Here is a 19,447-nt window from a genome sequence, read left to right as displayed (position 1 = left end):
AATCTATGATGGTTGAAAATATTGAATACTTACTAAAAATGAAAAAAAGATTATTGGATGTGACAAGAGTTATTTTGGATAAGTTTAGCAATCGCTATCATGATTATTATGGCTTTTGGGGTATAGGCGTACTGTATACGCATGCAAGACATTTAAATACCTTTAGTTTTACTTTTAGATTATTGAATCAGCACCATGACATTAACGATAATTTTTTAGAGAAAGTCCATCAAAGATTTTCTAAATATTTAGTTGATTACTTAAGTGTCCATCATAAATTTCTTACTGATTTAAGTTTAGCCATGGTTAAAATTGACTTCGATCACGGTCATCTTTTAAAGCCCTCGACGTTATATGGGGATTATTTTTGTGTGCAAGTCGAGTTGATAGATCAAAAAGGTCAGCGTTTTTTTGCTGAATCGGATGGTTATTGTTTTCCTCATATTGAGTGGATTCAACAAAGAAAATTGATTAACTCATTGTCATTCGGAAAAAAATTTTACTGGGAAGCCTCGAATGAACATCAATGAAGGTATTGGAAATTTGTTACACTTTTAGGGTTGGTTTATTTTTTGCATGTTATAAATTGTCTATTAAAAGACCGATGTTTTGCCCCAAAGATGTTCCATGATGTAGCAAGAATGAGGTGATAAAATGATAAGAACAGTCAATTATTCAACAGCAGATAAAGTCATCCTTCGCCAAAAAGGCTGGAAATGGTTTAGTGTTATTTTAGCTATACAAATGCTGATTATTCTCAGTGCATATTTAATCGCGTAGCTAACGAAATGAGTACGTTCTCTGATTGAGAGTTTTTAGTTGCTAATGACAAAAGGCACTTTATTGTGGTTTTTATCTCTGATAAAGATATGTTCATGAGATAAACACAAGAGCAAGCTATTTGCATGTTTACTGCAAATAGCACTTTCTATTCATTTTGATTTAGATGGTTTTTCTGTTGCTTGTGCTTCTCGTTCAGCAGCTTCTGCAGCATCAGCGGCTGCAGCCGCCGCATCTGAAGCAGCTGTACTTGTTGATATGTCAAAATCAACATTTTCAGCTTCCAAAGCTGCTTCCTGTATAGCATCAATAGATACAATTCCAGCCTCTGCGCCACTAGAAATATATTCAGAAGATTGTGCTACATCATCGTTTTTAGCATGTGCTTGACTTAAAAATATGTTTGATAGCATGACTGCAATTAAATAGCTGTTTCTCATTGGTCTTTCTTCTATGAAATCTAAAATATAAAGGTAACTATTTAATAATTTAAAGTAAATATAAGCCGCCTTATTTGGATAGCTTATATGGGAATACAAAAATGTCAGATGATGAAAATAAAAAAAATTATTAATATGAGAGAATTGATTTAGAAAAATCAAAATTTTTTAAATAGATGAGATCATGAAAAGAAGCATATTTCTAGTACCAATACTGATTTCTTTAACTAGCTGTTACCCGATATATAAAACACAGAAGCCTCAAGTGACTGTGACTGTTGTAAATGAGCAGGGAGTAGCAATTCCTGATGTAAAAATCGTGTTAGTAACATCAGTACATCCTGCAAAAATAGATGATCAATATGATGAAAAATTCACAAATAAATTGGGGATAGTGAATTTTGAAAAACAGGCCGAATGGAAAGTTGAAAGCTTAGTAATTCATGGGGTGCAAGTTTATGATTGGAATTTATGCCTTGAAAAAGATGGTTATATCATCCAAGAATTTGTCAAAGTAGGTAAAAAAGCGCAGATTAAAATCATTTTAAAGAAGGGTAAAACGCCATTAAAACAGTATCTTGATCAATGCTAGAAAGTTAATTATTCTGCATATCATATATTCAATCTTTTGGAGCGATTAGTGGAATTGAAAGTAGTCTAAAAGGTAGGTAATCTCAGTCAAGCATGTACAAAAAAACCACCCGAAGGTGGTTTTTCTGATCTTAAAAAATTAATGTGTGGCATCAAAATTATAAGATTTTTGTTTCTCAGTATCGAATTTGCCTTCCCATTTACTAATTACAAGAACAGCAAGTGCATTACCAATCACATTTAATACAGTACGAGCCATATCTAAAATACGGTCAATACCCGCAATAAATGCTAAGCCTTCTAGTGGGATACCCACGCTGCCTAAAGTTGCCAATAGAACCACGAAAGACACACCAGGAACGCCTGCGATACCCTTAGAGGTAATCATCAGGGTCAAGACCAAAACAAGCTGTTGAGTGATGGTTAAATCAATACCGTAAAGTTGTGCAATAAAGATAGCAGCAATACTTTGATAGAGTGTTGAACCATCTAAGTTAAATGAATAACCGATAGGAACAACAAAACTGGTAATTGATTTTGGCGCACCATAAGCTTCCATTTTTTCCATCATACGTGGTAAAACGGTTTCAGAGCTTGCAGTGGAGTAGGCAAGAATAAGTTCATCTTTTAAGATTTTGATAATTGTCCAGATACTAAAACCACAGAATCTAGCCACAAAACCAAGCACAATAAAGATAAAGAACAGGATTGCCCCATAAACTAAAACAGCAAGTTTAATTAATGGTAATAATGAACTAAAACCAAAGTTTGCTACAGTCGCAGCGATCAAGCCGAATACACCAAATGGTGCAAACATCATGATCATGTGAGTTACTTTGAACATTGTTTCAGAAACAGCTTTTAACACGTCAATCAACGGTTGCTTGGTTTCTTTAGACAATGAACCTAGACCAATACCGAAAATGACTGCAAAGAAAATAATCGGCAACATGTGCCCATCACCCATTGCAGCAAAAATATTCGGTGGGATAAGTGAAAGAACAGTATTTACTAAGCCATGAGCTTCATGGCTGACTTCCTGTGTCGTTTCTTTATATTGCGAAATATCAGAGGTTGTCAGTGTAGACATATCAATGCCTGCACCAGGTTGGAATACATTGGCAGCAACTAAGCCTACAATAATTGCAACTGTCGTAATAATCTCAAAATAAACAATGGTTTTAAAGCCAAGTTTACCGACACTTTTACTGTCACCCGCATTGGCAATTCCTAAAATCAGCATGGAAAGCACAAGTGGAATTACAATCATTTTGATCAGATTGATGAAAATCTTACCCAATGGTTGTAAAAAGTTTGCAATGATGTCACCGCGAATTTCAGGTGCGTTGTGCAAAAAAGCACCAACAAGAATACCTAAGAAGAGCGCAATAACAATTTGCCAAGCAAGGCTAATTCTCATTTTCTTCATACTGAGCCCTTAAAATTCAGATTTTGGCGAAAAGGAAAACTCTATCAAAAAAACACAAAAGAAATCCCGCTAAAGCATGTGGGCGCCTTAGGGTGGGAGATTCTGAGTATTCAGAGTATTTCGAAAATGGCCTATTCTGACGCTATTTGCGTCAGCAGTACTAACTTTTTTATCAAAAATGCGTTCAAATGATTAAAAATAGTTCAGTTTGATTAAAGGATTCGATTTTATTGTTAATTTTAATTCATTATATAAATTAAATTTCACACAACTATTTTTATTTTTTATATGTTTGCATTAGGCGTATATATGCCCATATCATCAAAATTCCTGTTAAGCATACGAGATAAATTAACTTTGGAATAACCACCTGAATCGGCACACCCATTTGATTTAACTGAATAAATAAATTAATTCCTTGAGTGGACGGGAAGAGATGAGCAAAATACTGCATCCAAGTTGGCATTGCTTGCAAGGGCCAAGCAGCACCTGACAGTAAAAACAATGGAATTGAGGTGAAAACGATCAGATGTCCAGCACGTTCTGAAATATCTAGATAGCTGGCTAAAAGCATTGCCATTGCAATCACGCAACTAATAAAAATCGGAACGGAAAACAACATGCCCCAAAAATTGCCGCCTCTCGGATAGTCATTGATCCAGTAAGTGAAACCAAATAGATAATAGCAGCCGAGGCAACCAATCGTGAGTGCTGCTAAATAGATTCCCAAAAACTCAGTAGTTGTGGCTCGCCATCGTCTTTCACGATACCCCGCAATCAACATGCACAATCCTAGAACAATAGTCTGGTGAATGATCAGAGGCGCAATTGCAGGAAAGATATAACTGCCATATCCTGAAAGTGTGTTAAACAGCGGAATTTGATGGATCGGAAGCGCGACTTGGAAATGTGAAATTTTGCCAAACCTTTCGGCTTGTTCTGCAACGGCATTTTCAATTGCAGTGGCTAAGCCTAAACCAATCTGTTTGGTTTTAAGAAAATAAGCACTACTGAGATATAGACCAATACCACCAGCCTCACCTCGAACCACACTATTGGATAGGTTCTCAGGTAATAACAAAATACCATCGGCTTTTTGCTCTTGAACCATCCGTTTTGCTTGTTCAAAATTTCCAGTGATTTCAGTAATTTTTATATTGGGACTTTTGGCAACTTCAGTAATGATGGTATTGCTCAGATAGCTTTGTTCTTCATCAACAATAATAATCGGCAAACTTTCAGCAGTTTGCGCTTTATAGGCTGTAGGATAAAAAATGCTATAAAAAAATACTGAAAGCACCATAGTGGTCAAAATAGACGAGTTTTTCCCAATATTTTTAAAAGTGTCTACATAGTATCGAGCGAGCTCTTTAAAGAATTTAATCATGTTTTACTCCCCTTAAATTTTTATTGAGGAGTAAACTTGATAATGCAAAATAGAAAATACAATATGCAGCAAGGATGGCTAAAGGAACCATCGAAATAAAACTAGGACTGCCAACAACCCATTGCTCAGTTTGTAATTTCGCATAAGGTGTATAGGGAATAATGTTGGCCCAAAATTTGGTAAAAATTGGTGCATTATTTAAGGGAAGCGTGACACCTGCAAAACTTAGCGAAGAGCCACCATAGACTGCAATAAATCCAAAAGTTTTAGATAAATTTTTAGTTGCGAGAACGACGCTACTACTGATCAGTGCATAGGCTGAATAAAGTAAGAACTGTCCAAGTAAAATCATCCATAAACTACCAGCAATGAACCAACCTCGGATTACCACCAGCCAAAACAGCCATACCCAAGTCCAAAAACAGAAAATTAACACATAGACCATATTTTTTGCCAGAAGTGCATTTAGTACAGATTTGTCTTGAACCCATTGATTTAATGTGCCGTATTTCAATTCTTGACCCACTGCAAAAGCCACACAACAACACAGCAATAAGTGCAAAATTGCTGGAATCATAAAGGGTTCTAAATAGAACTCATAACTGAGATTGGGATTGAACAGGGGAGAAATTTTTATATTTGCTGTGGAAAGTTCAGCATAAGGAATTTTATTTTCAAAATATGAATTCTTTGCAAAATCAGCAATCGCTTCAACTGTAGAGAGAAGCATCGCTGAAGAAATCCCATTGCCAATACTAAAATAAGACTGATTAAAAGCAATACTGATCTGTGAATCTTGTGCTTGAACCAGACGTTGTTCAGCACCTGCTGGAATATGCACATATCCCCAAATCTTGGTCTGATTGAGCAGATACTCAACTTCATTGGGATTGTCTGATACAGTGTAAATTGAAACCGTATGATTATGACTAAGATACTTTTCTATATTGCGACTAAGTTCACTTTGATCTTGATCAATAATTGCAATCGGTAAATGTTCAGCTTTTCCTGCATAAAACATACTACTGAATAAAATAATCACAAAGAGCGGGGCAAGTGTGACTAAGCATAAATCCCATTTATGCTTGAGCAAATATTGAAGCTCTCTTAACATGCCCGTCCACATGCTTATTGGCTCTCTTTTAATTTAAAGATCACACTCATGCCTACTTTTAATTCAGGTACGGCTTCAGCGGGTGTAAGCTTAACTTTAAAACTACGAATATCATAACCACCTGTCTGACGTGTGGTTTTAATGGTTGCAAACTCACCTTCAGCATCTATATTTTTGATGTTAAATGACACTGTTTTATTGAGTGCGGGTATAAAACCATCTAAGCTTTTTGCTTGATAAACTTGGGTGTATTGATCTTCACGGACATTTAAACTGACCCAATTTTCTTCATCTTGAATAATACTCACAACAGGAACACCAATAGCCACCAGTTCTGAGGGTTTACCGTAAGTTTTAGATACAGTGCCGTTTACAGGAGAGTATAGTTTGGTTTCTGCATCTAAAGCATTGGCTTCCGCAACAGCGGCTTTCGCGATCTCGACTTGTGCATCAGCCCCAGATTTTTGTTCAGTGGTACTGCCGCGTTTTGCACGTGCATATTGCTGATAAGCAGCTTCACTCATTTGAGTGGCTGATTGTGCAGCGGCATGCATTTCATCACGTCGTTGACGCGAGATAACCCCTTGTGCAAAGAGGTTAGCCCCACGTTGGTAGGTCATTTTTGCAAGATTTTCTTGCGCTTTTACACTTTGCCAATTGGCATATAAGGTATCAATATTTTCTTGTTGAGAACCTCTGTCTGCTGTCGATTGTAAGGCTAAGGCGGATTGTAAACTTGCCAGGGCTTGTTGTTTTTTTGCAGCAATTTCTGGACTACTTAGAGTAACTAACAGTTGTCCTTTTTTAATTTTTTGACCATCGCTGACAAAGATGCCTTCTATCCGACTCGGAACTTTAGTGCTGACATGTAATGTTTCAGCTTCAACACGTCCTTGAACATCTACTGTTTTAGGCTGATAACTTTTCCATAGACCAAACGCAATCAATCCCAATAATAGAATAAAAATTATTGCGCCAATGACCAGAATAGTTTTCTTTTTAGAAGGTTTTTGATCGTTGTTGATGTTTGTCGCAGCACTTTGTTCCTGTGCCGAATCTTTGATTGGTGTGTCTTTTTCAGATTCAATTTGGTCGGCTGTAGGTTGTTGCGCTACAGTTGCATCAGATAAAGCGGTCGGATCTGTATTGTTTTGTGTATTCATTTCTGGATGAACTAAATTTTCATTTAATGAAATATCTGAGTTTGCATCAGCTTGCGAAGTTGAAGATGAATCATTTTGTCCATTGTGATGGTCATGCTGTTTTGTCATTTTATGCTCCATCTTAACGAATATAATCTGTATTAGTTTGATTGACGTAGTCTTTGAATTGTTCAATAGAACCATGGCTTTGTAGCAAAGTTGCTAGGGAGAGCACGTATTTATAGGCATTGAGTGCTTTTTCGGTTTTGAGTAGGCTGAGTTGATTCTGTGCATCGATGACTTGAGTGGCGGTGCCCATATCTTCTTTAAATGATAATTGTTGAATTCTTAAATTCTCTAACACTGCTTGTTCATTTTGTTGTAGTAATTGATTGGACTGCTGTGCTGTGGCGAGCTCACTATAGGATTTGTAGATAATATTCTCAATCTCTTGTTGGGTGCGCGCTGTCATAAGCTCTGTTGCATATCTCTGTAATTCAGCTGCTTGGACATTTTTGTTCTTATCAATCCCTGAAAATAGGTTGTAGCGAGCAGCAACACCCACAATCCAATTTTGGTTTTGATCTAAACTATATTCTCCAAACGCAAAAAGGGTTGGTTTTTTTGCGGCGCTCTGGATTTTGACATTCTGATTGGCAAGCTGTGTATCCATTTGCATTTTTCGAACTAGGCTTGAAGTTTCAGGATAAGAAGCAAGGAGTTGGTTGAGTGATTGGCTTTGCTGACGATTGACAAATAAAGGTGTCGTCAATTGATCAATTTTGGATTTATGCAATAAATTTTGAAGTTGGAACTGACTGGCTTGTAAATTTGCCGAAGCATTTTGTTCTGAACGCTGGGCATTATTGCGCGCAACTTCAAATTGCATGCGTTGTCCTTTGCTAATAAATCCCTGTTTTTCAAGTTTGAGTGAATTGTCATAGTGTTGTTGCATTGCACTCAGATTGAATTGACTGGCATTGAATAGCTGTTGTTGTAATTGCACATTAAAATACGCCTGAATCACTTCAAAACGTTGTGTATCTTGCTGTTGTTTAGCATCGAGTTGACTACGTTCAACTTTTAAATTGGCAATCTGCTTTGTTGTCGAGGTAATCCCGCCAGTATAAATTGGCATCATCACAGAAACTGTAGGGCGAACAACTTGATCTTCAAGGACAACATTGGCTGTATCTGGAATTAAGCCAATACCACTATGAATTCCTTGGTTTAGTCCTTGTTTTAAAGGATCTGTGATATTCGATGGAATGTTCTGTTCAGATTGCCATTGATCAACCCGATCATTCACCCCTTGTGAAAGCGTCTGTTCTAGATTATTTTTGACCCCATTTAGTGGAATATCTGTTTCAGTATGAAACTTATAGGCACGTACATTTAAATCGATGCGAGGTAGACCAATATTTTTGACGGCTTCTGCTTGAAGTTTAGAAGCTTGACTGAGTGCTTGATTGGCTTGGGTGGTATAAGAGTTTTCAAGTAAATATTGTTCTGCTTGTACATAGCTTAGATTTTCAGCAAACGTGACGGATACAAAGGCCGTATTTAAGGCTACAAAGCTGCTTACTTGTATCAATTTTGATAATGCTTTAAGTGAATAGCAAGTTCTAAATTTCATCTGAAAAATCATCAGCATTTGTTTAAATTTGAGACTATTCTAACCTTGAATGACTAGAATAAATAATCTAAATGTATACTTTAATATGTGTGGTTTTTGTAGTTTCGATAATGAGTATAGATGTGATTAAATTATAATCAAAACCATGATAATTCAATCAATAAATTGAATCTCAAAATAGATATAAGGAGAAAAAAATGGCAAGAATTACCGTTGAGTCTGTGGTGACAGCACCAATCGAATTAGTTTGGGATATTTATAATAATCCAGAGGATATACAACAATGGAATACCGCTTCAGCAGATTGGCACACAGTCAATTCTAAAAATGATCTACGTGTGGATGGTCAATTTTCAAATCGTATGGAAGCTAAAGATGGCAGTATGGGCTTTGATTTTTCGGGTACATATACTGAAATTATTCCCCTTAAAAAAATTGCTTATTCTTTTGGCGAACGAAATGCTGAAGTTTACTTTGAACAGAAAAATGATGCTGTTGTGGTGAGGATTAGTTTTGATCCTGAAACGGTATATCCAATTGAACAACAGCAAGCAGGTTGGCAAGTAATTTTAGATAATTTTGCACGCTATGTAGAAAATAAAAGCTAGTTCTGCACAAACGTACAATACAAAATATTTCCACAGACTTACTTTGATCTTTTGAAATTCGTCTAGATCAAAGTTGAGTGTTGTTGTGGAAATCTTTCTTTATACCTTGAGTGTGATGTATAGCCCTGGTCCTGTAAATTTCATTGGATTGAATTCAGGACTGCTTGGGCAGCTTAAACAATCCATTGGTTTTTTCATTGGGGTGGGTTGTGCAATGTTATTTCTATTTTTGACCTTGGGCTATGTTGGTGAGGCTGTTATTCCTCACAATTGGCTAGACTATATTTCTTTGGTCGGGGCGGTATATACCTTTTATATCGCCGTTAAAATGTTGACAGTATATTTAGAAACAACTGAAAAAGCCGAATACCAACTGACTTTCTTAAATGGTTTCTTAATTCAATTATTTAATCCTAAAGGAATTCTGGTGATTTTACCCGTCACGACAATTATGTATCCTGCGGCTAAAATTACTGGCGTGATGATTTTCGTTGTATCTTTAATCATTTCTATTGGTGCTGCTGGAGCGCCGTTCGTATATGCTTTGGCGGGTAAATTTTTAGGGGATAAAATTTCTGATCCTAAATGGTTTAATTATTTAAATAAAATTATGGCAATCATGCTGATTATTACAGGACTTGGAATGCTTCGAGATTTTATTATAGGAATGCATTTGTTTTGATAAATCAAAATCTTGAACTGAATCTGTATGTGTTTTACACCTAAGGCAAATGATTGATCTTTTTCCAATGCGCAGGGCTGAGTCCAAATGCTTGTTTAAAATGTCGAGTCATATGGCTTTGATCATAAAAGCCTGCATCTGTTGCAGCTGCAACTAAAGAAGCCCCTTTGATTAAATTGATTTTAACTTTTTCCAGCCTGCGCATGGTTAAATAACGATGTGGGCTGGTTCCAAACAATAAACGGAAGTCGCGTGATAAACTCCACCGGTCGCGACCAATATTTTTTTCTAAATCATCCAAGCTGATATTTCGTTCAGATAATGTATGAATAAATTCTCTGGCTTTTTCTGCTGCACGATAATCAAAACTTAGCCGTTGTGATAATGGTTGAAAAGAAATTTCATTTAAAGCCATGGCCAGATCATACAGCGCATCTTCTTCTTCCAAGACTTCCATATGATTTTCAATACTTTGTAGAAAAGTATTGGTGGCTTTAAATAATCGAGGATCTGTACTGATCCCATGTTCGATAAAGGGTAGAGGTTTACCCTTTAAAATAGATTGAATTTTTGCAGGTTCTATATACACCATGCGATAGCGGAAACCTTCTTGTGTACCTGATTCGCCATCATGTTTTTCATCTGGATGCAGCACCATTGTCATACCTTGCTGGCTATGTTGCATGACACCTTGATAATGAAAACTTTGAACGCCTGAAAGGGTGCGACCAATGGCATAGGTATCATGCCGATGCGGTTCATAGGCATGATCATTAAAAAATGCTTCGATACGTTCAAATCGATCTGTTTCTGATGCTGTCCGAATCCAATCCTGATGATTTGAGGCTGGCATTTACCATCTACCAATGAATAAAGTTTAAGCTGGATAAATTATAACTGAGTTAAGCTTATAAATTGAGTTTTTATCCGTATATGGATATGAGTAACGGATATTCTAGCTTTGTGCAGTCAGTAATAAAATCAGAATGGCAATAAATTATTGTTTCAGGATGATGATTAAAATATCAATGCGCAGTCTAGCTACAATATTTTGCTTCTCTAATTGTCTATAGTTAATTGAATTATCAACTCTAAATCTTTAAACATATTGAAATATTGACTGACAAAGCTACTGCAAGAAAGGTCGATTTGTGGTTAAATGCGCCTATTTCATTCGTTTCACTTTTAAAAAGGGAAAAATCATGCGCGCGTACAATTTCTGTGCTGGTCCTGCTGCATTACCTACTGCCGTTTTAGAAAAAGCTCAGGCTGAGTTATTGGATTGGCATGGTAAAGGCTTATCCATCATGGAAATGAGCCATCGTAGCAAAGACTATGTGGCTGTCGCTGAAAAAGCAGAAGCTGATTTACGTAAATTGATGAACATTCCAGAGAACTATAAAGTATTGTTCTTACAAGGTGGTGCATCACTTCAGTTTTCTGCAATTCCGCTCAATTTATTGGGTAAAAATTCCAAAGCTGATTATATCCATACGGGAATTTGGTCAGAAAAAGCCACTAAAGAAGCGCAACGCTACGGCGATATCAATATCGTTGAGGCGGCAACAAGCATAAATGGAAAGCTTGCAATTTCTGAGCAAAGTACCTGGAACTTGTCAGACGACGCGGCTTATGTCCATTATGCTGAAAATGAAACAATTGGCGGTATTCAATTTGCCAATATTCCAGAAACAGATAAACCTTTAGTCTCTGATTTTTCATCAAGTATTTTATCTGCGCCACTAGATGTATCTAAGTTTGGTTTGATCTATGCTGGAGCGCAAAAGAATATTGGTCCTGCAGGTTTAACCCTTGTGATCGTGCGTGATGATTTATTGGATCAAGCAAAACCTGAAATTCCAAGCTTGTTAAAATATGGTTCGCAAGCGAAGAATGATTCTATGGTGAATACACCCGCTACTTATGCTTGGTATTTGTCTGGTTTGGTTTTTGAATGGTTGCTTGAGCAGGGCGGTGTAAACGCAATGTATAGAACCAACCTTGAAAAATCTAAATTACTATATGGTTATATTGATTCTAGTGATTTTTATAACAATCCGATCGCACTTCCAAACCGTTCAATCATGAATGTGCCGTTTACTTTGGCAGATGAAGCACTGGATAAATTATTCTTGAAAGAAGCTGAAGAAAATCATTTACTCAATCTTGCCGGCCATCGTTCAGTAGGCGGTATGCGAGCTAGTATTTATAACGCTGTACCTGTAGAAGGTGTACAAGCACTTGTCAACTTTATGGATGACTTTGCTCAACGTAACGGCTAATCATACTTCAAAACATTTAAATGATTTGTTGTGCGATCAGAACCTTAATTTCTCCCCCCTTGATTGAGTAAACAGAGGAGGAGGGAATTAAAGTCCTAGACATAAAAAAAATCCCTCCAGAGTGAGGGATTTTTTTTATGAGATAAATGCGGTAAAACATTAAGTCGTCGGGAATATGCCTAATATATGGATCATCATTGCAGCTAAAAACATACCTAGAACAAAAAAGCAGCAGGCTCCTTTATCCAAGCGTAAGTGAAAACCACTCACTTGATTGATTAGACTAGTCGATTGTTCAGGTATAATTTTCATTACTGAGCCTAGATTTTTAAATTATTGTTTAAATCCTATTGGTTCGTCGTATTTTTAACATAATTGACTGGTTAAATAAAGTGCTAAATTACATTATTAATATGTTGAGGTATTTATTATCTCGCGATCAATAAAAATATTATGAATTTATAATTATGATTTTGTGGGTACATTGTGGATAACTTGCCTATTTTTTAGTCTTTATATGAAAAATAATCCGAATTAAGTATAAAAATAGAGTCTATTTTTTAACAAGATCATGATATTTATTGGTTTAATTTTTATGTTTAAGCTTCTGTTTTTAAATTTATTTTCTGGGGATTCTTTAAATAGGGGGAATGTATTTATTATTTAAATAAACAGTCAATATTCTTCAGCTTAAATAGTTTTAAACAGACCTGATTATTTGATTTTGAATTTAAACTGTGGATAAGTAGTAAATTTGAATTCAAAAACATAAAAATTGCAGGGATGTATTTAGATATAATAGAAATGTTACAAAACATGTAATAAAAAAGCATGATGGGTTTCCCATCATGCTGATCAATCTGTTTTTGAATCAAGCAGCTGAATAAATGTTTGCTTGAATCCAAATATTGCCACGAATATATTGTCCAATTTCAAAATCTTTGAAAGCAGGATCTTTAGTTGCAATACGGATTAAGATTGCTGGTTGGTTCTCTTCAAGAATTAAAGTGACATCATAAAGTGTGTAGTTTTGTTGCATAAATTGCATTTCAGTTTTGCCAACAACTTTTCCTTGAAACCAAGCTTCATCCTCTTGTCCTAAAGTTTCTCCGTATAGGTATGCCACCATTTTAGAAAAATCAACAGTAACAGGAGCTTTGTCATCTTCTGACTTCGCTTCCCATGCATCAATTTGTTCTTGAAGATTTTCAGGCGTAATACCATTATTTTGTGAAAGGATATCGTTTAATGCACGATGGTGTTTGATTGAAGCAGGATCATCAACAATGATTTGTTCATGGTCTGAAACTTTTTCGAGCTCATAAGCCCATGCATTCAGTTGAACTTTATACTGTTGATCTTGAGAATATTGGTGTCCATTTACACTGTATAAACTGTCAAATGCATAGACCACACTATTTTCACCTACTTTTAAGCTAAGCACTGCTTGAGTGTTGGTTTTGCAGGTAATGATACGGTCGATAGAAGCATTTAATTGATACGGACTTTCAAAACTGGGGAAAGCCGTTTTTACAGCTTTAGGTTTGTTATTCTCGACATCAATCACTTGACAGAGCTGTACAGAAGAACCGTTTGGACCTTGGATTAACCAAGTTGATACATCCATATCACATTCTTTTGAACAAAGCCCCATGGGCATCACTGGTGCATCCAAAGCCAAACCTAACCATTTGGGTACTTCGGACGTTGGGTTTTCTGTCAATAGACTCCAATGTTCGACATGGCTACCAAAATTCTGATCTTCTATGATAATTGTTTCAGGTCTGTTTTGATTGTTCATTTTCACGATTTTAAATGCCTCTCTTATGCTATTAAATCGAGGATGATTGCTAGATTTCAAGTCCTGAAATGTAAAATCATAAGAAAAACCAGAATATTAAACTCAATTGCCATCAACCACGCCTTAAATTGTACTTTTAATCACCAAAATACAGATGAAAAGTTTGATTGGATTTCGAAGTCGTTAAAGATTTGCGCAATAAATAAAAGAATATGCATAGGACAGCGTAACGGCATTTTGCTAAAATGTTTAAAAATCTTTATCAGAGATGTTGTGTGCTGCCATTTAAACTTTGGGTCGATGCAGATGCTTTACCTAAAATTCTTCGTGAAGTGATCTTACGTGCATCAGACCGTTATCAATTAGAAGTTACTTTTGTTGCAAACCAGCCTGTGGGTATTACACCGTCTGTACGGATCAACTCAATTCAAGCAATGTCGGGTGCAGATCAAGCTGATCAAGAAATTGTTGATCGTATGAGTGAGCATGATATTGTGATTACTCAGGATATTCCTTTGGCAGCACAGGTCATTGAAAAGGGTGGTGTAGCAATTCACCCACGTGGAGAGGTTTATACATCAGCCAATGTCAAAGCTCGTTTACATTTGCGTGATTTTATGGATACCTTGCGTGGTGCTGGTGTACAAACGGGTGGGCCGCCACCGATTTCTGAGCGTGATAAACGTGAGTTTTCGAGTAGCTTAGACCAGACGATTCTCAAGCAGAAACGTAAGACTTCGATATAAGTCTAATGCTTGATTTAAAAATCATCTGCAACTGAATTTTTTCGACCTTTTGAATTAATCGAACTTGCTTTTCAATAGATATTTATATCAATAGAGCTTCCCGTTGCTTGATTAAGATTTAATTGAATTTGCAAAGATCAATGTAAAATTAATTTTTGAATCCAACAATTTAATTCACACCCAGCAGTCATTTAGGAATCTATATGCCCTCTAAATCCAACCTGATGACGACCTATATTTTATTGGTCTTCATTTGGGCAAGTACGCCTTTGGCAATTGTATGGAGTGTGGCAGATTTACATATGATGTGGGCTTTGGTTTTGCGGTTTTTTATCGCCTTGCCGATTGCTTTATTTTTGTTGCTGATTTTAAAAGTTAAATTACCGTGTAATAAAATTGCTTTACATAGTTATTTAGCTGGTTCATTTAGTCTGATTGGTTCACAAATTTTTACCTATGCCGCAACCAGTTATTTAAGTTCAGGTATTATTGCTTTGATGTTTGGATTAGCCCCGATTATGGCAGGACTTATTGGTCGTTTTGGCTTTAGTCAGAGATTACATGGGATTCAATGGCTTGGCATGCTGCTTGCTGTTGTCGGTTTAGCCATTATTTGTACCAGTAGCGGCGCCAGCCAACATGTGCATCCCGTTGGAATTATGCTGATGTTGATGAGTGTATTTACTTATGCTTTTTCCATCTTTTGGGTAAAAAAAGTGAATGCAGATGTCATGCCAATGGCGCAAGCAACAGGTTCAATCTTGGTTTCTACGTTGGCTGCAATGTGTATTATTCCTTTTATTTGGCAGTATGCGCCTACGCATATTCCAGAAACTAAATCACTATTGGCATTAATTTATACCGTATTTATGGCTTCATTACTGGCGATGTTTTGTTATTTTAAATTGGTTCAAAATATTAAAGCCACAACTTTATCATTGACTACAGTGATGACCCCAATGATTGCCATGTTTTTAGGCGCGATGCTCAATAATGAAAAACCAACTATGAATGTGTTTATCGGCGCGGCAGTTTTGATTTTCGGGTTATTTTTATACTTCTACAAAGATTTTAAAGCACGTCAATTGCTAGCCAAAAAGATTAAAAATTAGCATCGATTTTTTCTTTAGATTTTATGCTAAGTGATTAACCTTCAACTAAGCTTAGATTCTGGCTTTTGCATAGTTTATTTGTACAGCTCTTTGAAGCTATGTAGATGCTTTTTAAAGAAGATGTGTTTTTAATTTTTTAAAATGGTTAATCGATGCTTACAGATTGATGAAAGCCAATATATAGCCAACTTATCAAAAAACTCAAACACAAGAATATAATTTCCCTCAAATAATATTTTAAATTAAATCAACTGCATGGCGGATAAGTTATTTGGTTATAAAAAGTTAGCAATGCCACACATTTCATAGGGGGATGCCAAACTTTGCGCTGCAAACAAAACTCTGCTTTGTTTTTGCTCATGTTGAGAGAGAGGGACGTCCTCTACCCCCGCCCAACGGCGGCTTCTCTGTCGCCTCACGGTAGGATCACCATCTATGATTCAAAAATACAAAAAATGAATTGATAACCAGCAGTTCCATAAAGCGCATACAAAAAGATAGGCTTCATTTATGATCAGGGATTTGATGAAAATCACTTATATGAATAATTAGTTAGTTTGACGATAATTATGGTGAATAAACCAATTTGTATAAAAAAGTATATTTATTTCATTATTTTAGATAAAAGCAATCATGATAATAATTGAAGATATTGAGATAAAAGAATAAAGATAAATGGCATAGGATAAAAATAATATTCAAGATGAGTTGAAGAGAAATGACTAAGCAGATCCGCTTTAATGCCTTTGAAATGAATTGTATTGCACATCAATCTCCTGGTTTATGGCGTCATCCTTCAGATCGCTCAACAGAATATAAAGATATTGAATATTGGACTGACCTCGCTAAAATCTTGGAAAACGGGCTATTTGATGGCATTTTTATTGCCGATGTACTTGGGATATATGATGTTTACCACCAAAGTGCAGAACATGCATTGACTGGTGCAGTGCAAGTCCCAGTCAATGATCCTTTGCAAATTATCCCAGCGATGGCTGCGGTGACCCGACATTTAGGTTTTGGTGTGACTACATCAATATCTTTTGAACATCCTTATCCTTTTGCGCGAAGAATCAGTACATTAGATCATCTCACCAAAGGTCGAGTGGGGTGGAATATTGTCACCTCCTATTTGGAAAGTGGTTCTAAAAACTTAGGACTAAATACGCAATTAAATCATGATGATCGCTATGATATTGCCGATGAGTATTTAGAGGTGCTATATAAGTTGTGGGAAGGATCTTGGGAAAATGATGCGGTTTTAAGAGATAAACAGGCTGGAATCTTTGCAGATCATACAAAAGTGCATCCCATTTTACATGAAGGGAAATACTTTAAAGTTCCTGGTATTCATATTTGTGAACCTTCACCACAGCGCACACCTGTACTCTATCAAGCAGGTGCTTCTGCTCGAGGGCAAACATTTGCAAGCCAAAATGCTGAATGTATTTTTATTGCACCACCATCAAAAATAGCAGCCAAGAAAATTGTTCAAAGTATTCGTGAAAAATTAAAACAGGAAGGACGTGACCCTTATTCTGTTAAAATTTACACCTTATTGTCAATTGTAACTGATGAAACGGATAAAAGAGCTCAGGAAAAATTTAAAGAATATCAGTCGTATGGAAGTTATAACGGTGCTTTGACCTTAGTGTCTGGTTGGTCTGGTGTAGATTTTTCACAGTATCAACCTCATGATAAGGTTGAGTATATTGAAACCAATGCGATTCAATCGATGTTAGATGCTTATGTCAATGCGGACCCTAACCGTATTTGGACAATTGAAGAAATTGCCCATTGGAATAGTGTGGGGGGAAATGGTCCTGTGTTGGTCGGTTCAGCACAAACGGTTGCTGATGAGTTACAACAATGGGCAGAAGATACAGATGTTGATGGCTTTAATTTAGCCTATATTTTGGCACATCAAACTTTTATAGATATTGTAGATTTTATTGTACCTGAGCTACAACGTCGTGGTGCTTATCAAACAGAATATCGTCAGGGTACTTTACGAGAAAAACTATTTGAACAAGGTGCTTATTTATCAAAGAATCATCGAGGCTCACAATATCGCAAAGCGAATACGGATAGATTGGCACAAGCCAGTTAATCTTAAAATTATACTCTGAGATAAAATATTAATTCATCTGATTGTGGAGCATACATTGCCATTATCTAGCAATATGAGTTGTATTGATTGATATTGTTCTAAAATTGATCTTTAAATGGTTTTTAAATTAGTCATTTATTTCATAATCATTTAGCTCGTTAGTCAGAACGTAGCCCACATAATGTGGGCTTTTTTTATGGTTTTAATGGATATGAATTTTAGTGATAAATTTATAATTTTGTTTTGAATAATAAATGCATTTATTCGTATAAATAGCATAAAAAAAGAATGCTAGTTTAAATCCATGCTTATTTAAAAGAGTAACAACAATGACTGATTTAAACCAAAAAAACTTTTCTTCTCAGACGGCCGTTCCTTTGCAATTTTTTGAATTGAATTATGATGCACATGTTATTCAATCGGATGAAGAAGCTATTCAAGTAGCGAAAAATTTAGCCAAAGAGTTTGCCAAAGAAGCATCACAACGTGATTATGAACGACGTTTGCCACTTGAGGAGATACAGCTCTACTCACAAAGTGGTTTATGGGGGATTAATATTCCACATGCTTTTGGTGGGGCTGAAGTGAAATATCGTACATTAGCAGATGTGGTTAAAACTATTTCTAGTGTAGATCCTTCACTTGGACAAATTGCGCAAAATCATTGGGCTTTTATAGAGCATCTCCGTTTAGATGCCAGTCTTGAACAGCAACAATTTTTCTTTGCTGAAATTTTAAAAGGTCGACGTCTGGGTAATGCCTTTTCAGAAAAAGGTAGCAAGACCGTTGCTGACTTAGAAACCAAAATACATAAAACAACTCAAGGTTATGAAATTAATGGTCAAAAATTCTTTGCTACAGGGGCTCTATTGGCACATTGGGTACCTGTCGTTGCAGTGAATGAAGATGGGCTACCTGTGGTTGCCTTAACGCCACGAACAAGTACAGGTCTGGAAATTGTCAATGATTGGTCTGGATTTGGACAGAGAACTACAGCGAGTGGAACTGTAGTACTAAAACAAGTTCAAGTTGATGAAAAATATATTGTGCCGATCCATAAAGCTTTTGAAAGACCTACAGCAGCAGGTGCGATTTCTCAATTCATTCAAGCCGCAGTGGATGCTGGTATTGCGCGTGGTGCAATTGATGAAACGATTCAATATGTACGCTTACATTCACGCCCTTGGATTGACTCAGGTTTAGAAAAAGCGAGCGATGATCCGTATACCATTGCAAGTATAGGGGAGTTAAAAATTAAATTACGTGCAGCCGAAGCCGTTTTAGACTTGGCTGGTGATGCAATTGATCAAGCAATTGCCGATCCATCTGAAGAGAATGCTAATCAGGCGGCATTACTGGTTGCAGAAGCCAAGGTATTAACAACTGAAATTGCCATTCTGGCTTCTAACAAATTATTTGAATTATCAGGTACTCGTTCAACATTGTCTGAATTAAATTTAGATCGCCATTGGCGTAATGCACGTACCCATACTTTGCATGATCCTGTACGTTGGAAATTTAATTTAGTCGGTAATTATTATCTCAATAACATTCACTTACCACGCCATGCGTGGAGCTAAGAATAAA

Annotated in this window: 18 protein-coding genes; 10 read left to right on the top strand and 8 right to left on the bottom strand. The window is 36.3% G+C overall.

The features are described 5' to 3' along the window. The first annotated feature begins 5 nt into the window (after positions 1 to 5). Both AC4CUY_RS13195 and AC4CUY_RS13190 read left to right on the top strand, forming a co-directional pair. Positions 6 to 530 carry a hypothetical protein gene (locus AC4CUY_RS13195; protein ID WP_419360489.1) on the top strand — a complete coding sequence of 175 codons (525 nt, stop codon included), beginning with the start codon at positions 6 to 8 and terminating at the stop codon, positions 528 to 530. Positions 531 to 654: 124 nt separating this feature from the next. Continuing rightward, a complete protein-coding gene (locus AC4CUY_RS13190; RefSeq protein WP_336953986.1) occupies positions 655 to 780 on the top strand; it encodes a KGW motif small protein in 126 nt (41 codons plus the stop codon). Positions 781 to 932: 152 nt separating this feature from the next. Here AC4CUY_RS13190 and AC4CUY_RS13185 read toward each other — a convergent pair whose 3' ends face one another. Continuing rightward, on the bottom strand, positions 933 to 1,382 hold the full coding sequence (locus AC4CUY_RS13185; RefSeq protein ID WP_483770861.1) for a hypothetical protein: 450 nt from the start codon (positions 1,380 to 1,382) through the stop codon (positions 933 to 935). Positions 1,383 to 1,485: 103 nt separating this feature from the next. Here AC4CUY_RS13185 and AC4CUY_RS13180 point away from each other — a divergent pair, with 103 nt between their 5' ends. After that, positions 1,486 to 1,812 carry a hypothetical protein gene (locus AC4CUY_RS13180; protein ID WP_336953984.1) on the top strand — a complete coding sequence of 109 codons (327 nt, stop codon included), beginning with the start codon at positions 1,486 to 1,488 and terminating at the stop codon, positions 1,810 to 1,812. Positions 1,813 to 1,950: 138 nt separating this feature from the next. Here the strand turns inward: AC4CUY_RS13180 and gltP are convergent, their stop codons facing one another. The 5 genes from gltP to AC4CUY_RS13155 form a co-directional block, all read right to left on the bottom strand. Next, a complete protein-coding gene (gene gltP / locus AC4CUY_RS13175) occupies positions 1,951 to 3,240 on the bottom strand; it encodes a glutamate/aspartate:proton symporter GltP (protein WP_262086234.1) in 1,290 nt (429 codons plus the stop codon). Between the two features lie 277 nt (positions 3,241 to 3,517). Next, positions 3,518 to 4,627: an ABC transporter permease gene (locus tag AC4CUY_RS13170; protein WP_419327941.1), complete on the bottom strand. Its 1,110-nt coding sequence runs from the start codon at positions 4,625 to 4,627 to the stop codon at positions 3,518 to 3,520. Then, a complete protein-coding gene (locus tag AC4CUY_RS13165) occupies positions 4,620 to 5,753 on the bottom strand; it encodes an ABC transporter permease (RefSeq protein ID WP_419327942.1) in 1,134 nt (377 codons plus the stop codon). Before AC4CUY_RS13165 ends, AC4CUY_RS13170 begins: the two co-directional genes overlap by 8 nt. Before the next feature lie 2 nt (positions 5,754 to 5,755). Further along, positions 5,756 to 7,012, bottom strand: coding sequence for an HlyD family secretion protein (locus AC4CUY_RS13160; protein ID WP_419327943.1), 1,257 nt, complete (start codon positions 7,010 to 7,012; stop codon positions 5,756 to 5,758). Between the two features lie 13 nt (positions 7,013 to 7,025). Beyond that, positions 7,026 to 8,519, bottom strand: a complete 1,494-nt coding sequence (locus tag AC4CUY_RS13155) for a TolC family protein (RefSeq protein WP_336953980.1) — start codon at positions 8,517 to 8,519, stop codon at positions 7,026 to 7,028. 197 nt (positions 8,520 to 8,716) lie between these two features. Here AC4CUY_RS13155 and AC4CUY_RS13150 point away from each other — a divergent pair, with 197 nt between their 5' ends. Continuing rightward, positions 8,717 to 9,127 carry an SRPBCC domain-containing protein gene (locus AC4CUY_RS13150; RefSeq protein WP_419820252.1) on the top strand — a complete coding sequence of 137 codons (411 nt, stop codon included), beginning with the start codon at positions 8,717 to 8,719 and terminating at the stop codon, positions 9,125 to 9,127. A gap of 85 nt (positions 9,128 to 9,212) precedes the next feature. Further along, positions 9,213 to 9,809 carry a LysE family translocator gene (locus AC4CUY_RS13145; protein WP_336953978.1) on the top strand — a complete coding sequence of 199 codons (597 nt, stop codon included), beginning with the start codon at positions 9,213 to 9,215 and terminating at the stop codon, positions 9,807 to 9,809. 40 nt (positions 9,810 to 9,849) lie between these two features. Here the strand turns inward: AC4CUY_RS13145 and AC4CUY_RS13140 are convergent, their stop codons facing one another. Continuing rightward, entirely contained in the window at positions 9,850 to 10,662 is an 813-nt protein-coding gene (locus AC4CUY_RS13140; protein ID WP_336953977.1) for an AraC family transcriptional regulator, read from the bottom strand. 349 nt (positions 10,663 to 11,011) lie between these two features. Here AC4CUY_RS13140 and serC point away from each other — a divergent pair, with 349 nt between their 5' ends. Continuing rightward, on the top strand, positions 11,012 to 12,091 hold the full coding sequence (serC, locus tag AC4CUY_RS13135; RefSeq protein ID WP_336953976.1) for a 3-phosphoserine/phosphohydroxythreonine transaminase: 1,080 nt from the start codon (positions 11,012 to 11,014) through the stop codon (positions 12,089 to 12,091). A gap of 871 nt (positions 12,092 to 12,962) precedes the next feature. Here the strand turns inward: serC and AC4CUY_RS13130 are convergent. Beyond that, positions 12,963 to 13,892, bottom strand: a complete 930-nt coding sequence (locus tag AC4CUY_RS13130; protein WP_419360542.1) for a hypothetical protein — start codon at positions 13,890 to 13,892, stop codon at positions 12,963 to 12,965. A 245-nt stretch (positions 13,893 to 14,137) separates the two neighbouring features. On the opposite strand from AC4CUY_RS13130, the gene AC4CUY_RS13125 reads away from it, so the two are divergent. The 4 genes from AC4CUY_RS13125 (at position 14,138) to AC4CUY_RS13110 (ending at position 19,440) form a co-directional block, all read left to right on the top strand. Then, on the top strand, positions 14,138 to 14,638 hold the full coding sequence (locus AC4CUY_RS13125; RefSeq protein WP_336953975.1) for a YaiI/YqxD family protein: 501 nt from the start codon (positions 14,138 to 14,140) through the stop codon (positions 14,636 to 14,638). Positions 14,639 to 14,841: 203 nt separating this feature from the next. After that, positions 14,842 to 15,750 (top strand): DMT family transporter, encoded by a 909-nt coding sequence (locus tag AC4CUY_RS13120; protein ID WP_490774223.1) that lies wholly within the window; start codon positions 14,842 to 14,844, stop codon positions 15,748 to 15,750. A gap of 718 nt (positions 15,751 to 16,468) precedes the next feature. Beyond that, on the top strand, positions 16,469 to 17,860 hold the full coding sequence (locus AC4CUY_RS13115) for an LLM class flavin-dependent oxidoreductase (RefSeq protein ID WP_336953973.1): 1,392 nt from the start codon (positions 16,469 to 16,471) through the stop codon (positions 17,858 to 17,860). A 329-nt stretch (positions 17,861 to 18,189) separates the two neighbouring features. Beyond that, the gene (locus tag AC4CUY_RS13110; RefSeq protein WP_419820255.1) at positions 18,190 to 19,440 is read left to right on the top strand and encodes an SfnB family sulfur acquisition oxidoreductase; all 1,251 of its coding nucleotides are present in this window, start codon (positions 18,190 to 18,192) and stop codon (positions 19,438 to 19,440) included. Positions 19,441 to 19,447 lie beyond the last annotated feature (7 nt).

Source organism: Acinetobacter sp. 778_lipA, from assembly GCF_058242985.1.
The sequence above is the reverse complement of the archived record's forward strand: the minus strand, read 5'-3'. Positions and strand labels throughout refer to the sequence as shown.